The organism is uncultured Maritalea sp. (assembly GCF_937139385.1).
GTDB lineage: Bacteria > Pseudomonadota > Alphaproteobacteria > Rhizobiales > Devosiaceae > Maritalea > Maritalea porphyrae_A.
The window spans coordinates 1-3,409 of sequence record NZ_CAKZPW010000034.1; the positions used below are offsets into that span (position 1 = coordinate 1).

The 3,409-nt window shown below is 53.7% G+C and carries 4 protein-coding genes; 1 reads left to right on the forward strand and 3 read right to left on the reverse strand.

Annotated features, from left to right (window positions below):
- Nucleotides 1–661, forward strand: a 661-nt coding sequence (locus tag Q0231_RS01480) for a hypothetical protein (protein ID WP_299344108.1), incomplete at its 5' end; no start/stop codon positions are given.
- 32 nt (nt 662–693) lie between these two features.
- On the opposite strand, the gene Q0231_RS01485 is transcribed toward Q0231_RS01480, so the two are convergent.
- From Q0231_RS01485 to Q0231_RS01495, 3 genes are read right to left on the reverse strand one after another with little or no spacing between them, the layout of a single operon-like run.
- Nucleotides 694–1,617 carry an ABC transporter ATP-binding protein gene (locus Q0231_RS01485; RefSeq protein WP_269394641.1) on the reverse strand — a complete coding sequence of 308 codons (924 nt, stop codon included), beginning with the start codon at nt 1,615–1,617 and terminating at the stop codon, nt 694–696.
- Nucleotides 1,618–2,424 (reverse strand): ABC transporter ATP-binding protein, encoded by an 807-nt coding sequence (locus Q0231_RS01490; protein ID WP_299344113.1) that lies wholly within the window; start codon nt 2,422–2,424, stop codon nt 1,618–1,620.
- A complete protein-coding gene (locus tag Q0231_RS01495; RefSeq protein ID WP_299344116.1) occupies nt 2,421–3,335 on the reverse strand; it encodes an ABC transporter permease in 915 nt (304 codons plus the stop codon). The genes Q0231_RS01490 and Q0231_RS01495 overlap by 4 nt, the downstream gene beginning before the upstream one ends.
- Nucleotides 3,336–3,409: the final 74 nt, after the last annotated feature.

Consider the following 3,409-nt stretch of genomic DNA (forward strand, 5'->3'; position numbering starts at 1 on the left):
TCTTTCCGTGAAGGAAGTCCCACGGCTTTTTTGGAGTGCGCCCAAAGCCCTAACGTTTCGGCCGCCCGGTACGTCGTTGGTTTTTCTGGTTGTTGGGCTTTTTCTCTTTGGACTTGGCGAGGCTCTGATTGTGGCGGGGGCGGTTGGGTTAAGCCCATGGACTGTTTTTGCGGAAGGTGTAACCAAAATCACCGGTTGGGATATTGGGCTCGCCAGTTTTGTCATCAGCGTTGGTGTGCTGATTTGTTGGATTCCACTAAAGCAAAGCCCGGGCATTGGCACCTTGTTGAATGCGATCATTATCTCGCTGGTGCTTAGTTTTGTGCTGCCGCATTTGCCAACCTTCGACAATATTTTTCTAAAGGTATCGGAGGCCGTGTTTGGCTTGTTGGTCACAGGCTTTGGTGGAGCGCTTTATTTGATCGCCAATTTGGGGCCGGGCCCGCGCGACGGATTGATGACCGGTTTGCAAAGGATCACCAACTTGCCCATTGCCTGGGTACGTAGCGGCATTGAACTTGGGGTGATTGCAATTGGCTGGAGTTTGGGCGGTGGTGTTGGCTTTGGTACCGTCATGTTTGCTTTGGGCATTGGCCCATCGGTTGCGTTGAGTATGTACGCGCTTATGCAAATTTTTGGCCGTGCTAAGGTTCCATCCTAAATTCACGGCCGGCAGAAGAATGTGCAAACGCGCTAACTTCTCATCATGCGCCCTTCGCCGATGCTGGCCAAGGGCGCTGTGCTGGCTGCCGTGGCTTTTCGCACTTCATCAGCGAAGTTTGAAAAGTCTTTGGCATGTTCAAAATTCGCGTCAATTTTTGTTTTGGCGCTGGGGACTGAGGAAAGCAACAGCTTTGAATAAGCGTGTTGTGGATCACGCACGATTTGGTCGGACGGGCCATATTCAACGATGCGGCCGCCAAACATAACGGCTGTGTTTTCCGTTAGATAGTGGGCCGTTGCGAGATCGTGGGTGATATAAAGAAACGTGATGCCGCGCTCGTCTTTTAAGCGTTTCATTAGGTTCAAAATAGAGCGGCGGATGGACACGTCAAGCATCGAGGTTGGTTCATCCGCGATGATCAATTCAGCCCCCACGGCCAAAGCACGGGCCAAGTTGATGCGTTGGCGCTGACCGCCGGAAAGCTCGTGCGGGTATTTTTCTAACGTGGCTGCTGGGTCCAGCTCAACATCGGTCAAAGTGCGGTGCAGTTCGTCTTCTAGCGTGGAATCTGCTGGCACGCGCTTGTGTAGTTTTAGGGGCCGTTCAAGGTGGTGGCGCACGGTGTGCGTGGGGTTCAGCGAAGCGAATGGGTCTTGGAAGACCATTTGCACTTTGCGGGCGGTTTCACGCTTTTCTTTCGAGGTGTGCGCTGTGGCGATGGGTTTGCCTTCAACGCAGATTTTTCCGCTGTCGATTTGGAACATGCCCGCCACGGCGCGGCCACAAGTTGATTTGCCTGATCCGCTTTCGCCGACCAGCGCGAGGGCTTGGCCTTTTTGTAGCGAGAAGGAAATATCTTGCAGTGCTTTAACCTGTTTGGTGGGGCCAAACATGGTTTTAAGCGTGTAGGTCTTATGGACCTGATCGAGGGTTAGAAATGCTGGTGCTGACATTTACGCCACTCCCTTTGCATCATCAAAACTGGGCATCGCTTCCCATAGTTTCTTGGTGTAGTCGTGCTGCGGGTTATTGACGATTTCTTGTGTGTCGTTCACCTCAACAATTTCGCCTTCCAGCATGATGGCAATTCGATCGGCGAACTGGGCCATGAGGGCCAGGTCGTGCGTGATGAAGAGGATTGAAAATCCGAATTTGGCTTGCAAACCAGCGATTTCCTGCAAAATTTCACGTTGCACCACCACATCAAGCGCCGTGGTTGGTTCGTCCATGATGATCATTTGCGGCTCAAGAATGAGGGCATTGGCCAGCACCACCCGTTGGCGCATGCCGCCAGATAGTTGATGTGGGAAATCGTCAAGTCGTGCAGGGTCAATGCCCACAAGCCCCATTAACTCGATTGCACGGGCGCGCGCTTCGGCCGTTGATTTGCCGGTATGGCGGTGGTAGACGTCCCGGAATTGCTCAAAGATGGTGAGCACAGGATTGAGTGCATTCATGGCGCTTTGAAACACCAAAGAAACCTTGCTCCAGCGCCATTGGTTCAGGGTCTCTTCGTCAAAGGCCAGCACGTCCTCTCCATCAACGGTGATTGAGCCGCCAGAAATGAACGCGGGGGGACGGTGCAGGCGCATCAAAGCATAGGCAATGGTCGATTTCCCGCAGCCGCTTTCGCCGGCAAGGCCGAGCACCTCGCCTTTGTTGATGTGTAGATCGACGGTTTTGACCGCGCGGAACGGGCCGTCCAACGTCATGTAATCAACCTCAAGGCCTTTAACGTCTAGGAACCGATCTTCACTCATGAGGTGGCCCCTTTTGCGCTCTTGTAGTTTTGGTCGAATTTCTTTTGCGCTTTCACGGCTTTGTTGATGGCGCCTAGGGTGCGCAGTCGTGGGTTCGACATTTCGTCGATGCCAAAATTGAGCAGCGACAGGCCAACACCGATCACCACAATGGCCATGCAAGGGGCAAATACCTCCCACCATGCGCCAACTGCGATGGCGGATGAGGTTTGTGCGTTATAAAGCATGGTGCCCCAAGAGACGGCGAGCGGATCACCAAGGCCTAAAAACTCAAGCGTTGCTTCGGTGATGATGGTGTAAACCACTGATCCGATGAAATTAAAGCCGATGATCGACAAAAGGTTTGGCATCAATTCAACACAAATGATGCGCCAGCTGGGTTCGCCGATTTGCTCGGATGCTTCAATGAAGTCGCGTTTGCGCAGGGTCAGGGTTTGAGCGCGGGTCACCCTTGCCCCCCACGCCCAAGACGTGAGGCCGATAATCATGGCGATCATAAAGGGATCGGATTGCCCAATGAAGGCGGCAAGCACCAACAAAAGCGGCAGTTGGGGGATGACCAAGGCTATGTTGGTGATGAAGTTGAGCGTTTCATCAATCCAGCCCCCGAAATAGCCAGCGGTGACGCCGATCAGGGTGCCAATGACCGTGACGATCAGCCCGGCGGCAAAACCGACGATCAGCGAGGTGCGGGTGCCCCACACAAATTGGGTGTAGACGTCGCGGCCCATGCGGGTTGAACCCATGGAATGCTCAACAGTTGGCGCTTGGTGGGGGCGGGCGACGCGTTTGAGCGGATCGTGACTGGTGATCAGCGGCGCGGCCAAGGCAATGCCGATATAGGCCAGAACGATCAACATGCCGGCGGTGGCTTTTTTGTTGCGCAGAATAATCGAGAAGAATTTGAGCATGGTTTAAGCCTTCCGCAGCCGTGGATCGAGGAAGATATAGATGAAGTCGATGAGCAGATTTGCGGTCAGCATGG

Bases quoted from the DNA above. Each gene is read 5' to 3' on its own strand.
- Q0231_RS01485 (WP_269394641.1), bottom strand. From the start codon at position 1,617: ATGTCAGCACCAGCATTTCTAACCCTCGATCAGGTCCATAAGACCTAC.
- Q0231_RS01490 (WP_299344113.1), bottom strand. From the start codon at position 2,424: ATGAGTGAAGATCGGTTCCTAGACGTTAAAGGCCTTGAGGTTGATTAC.
- Q0231_RS01495 (WP_299344116.1), bottom strand. From the start codon at position 3,335: ATGCTCAAATTCTTCTCGATTATTCTGCGCAACAAAAAAGCCACCGCC.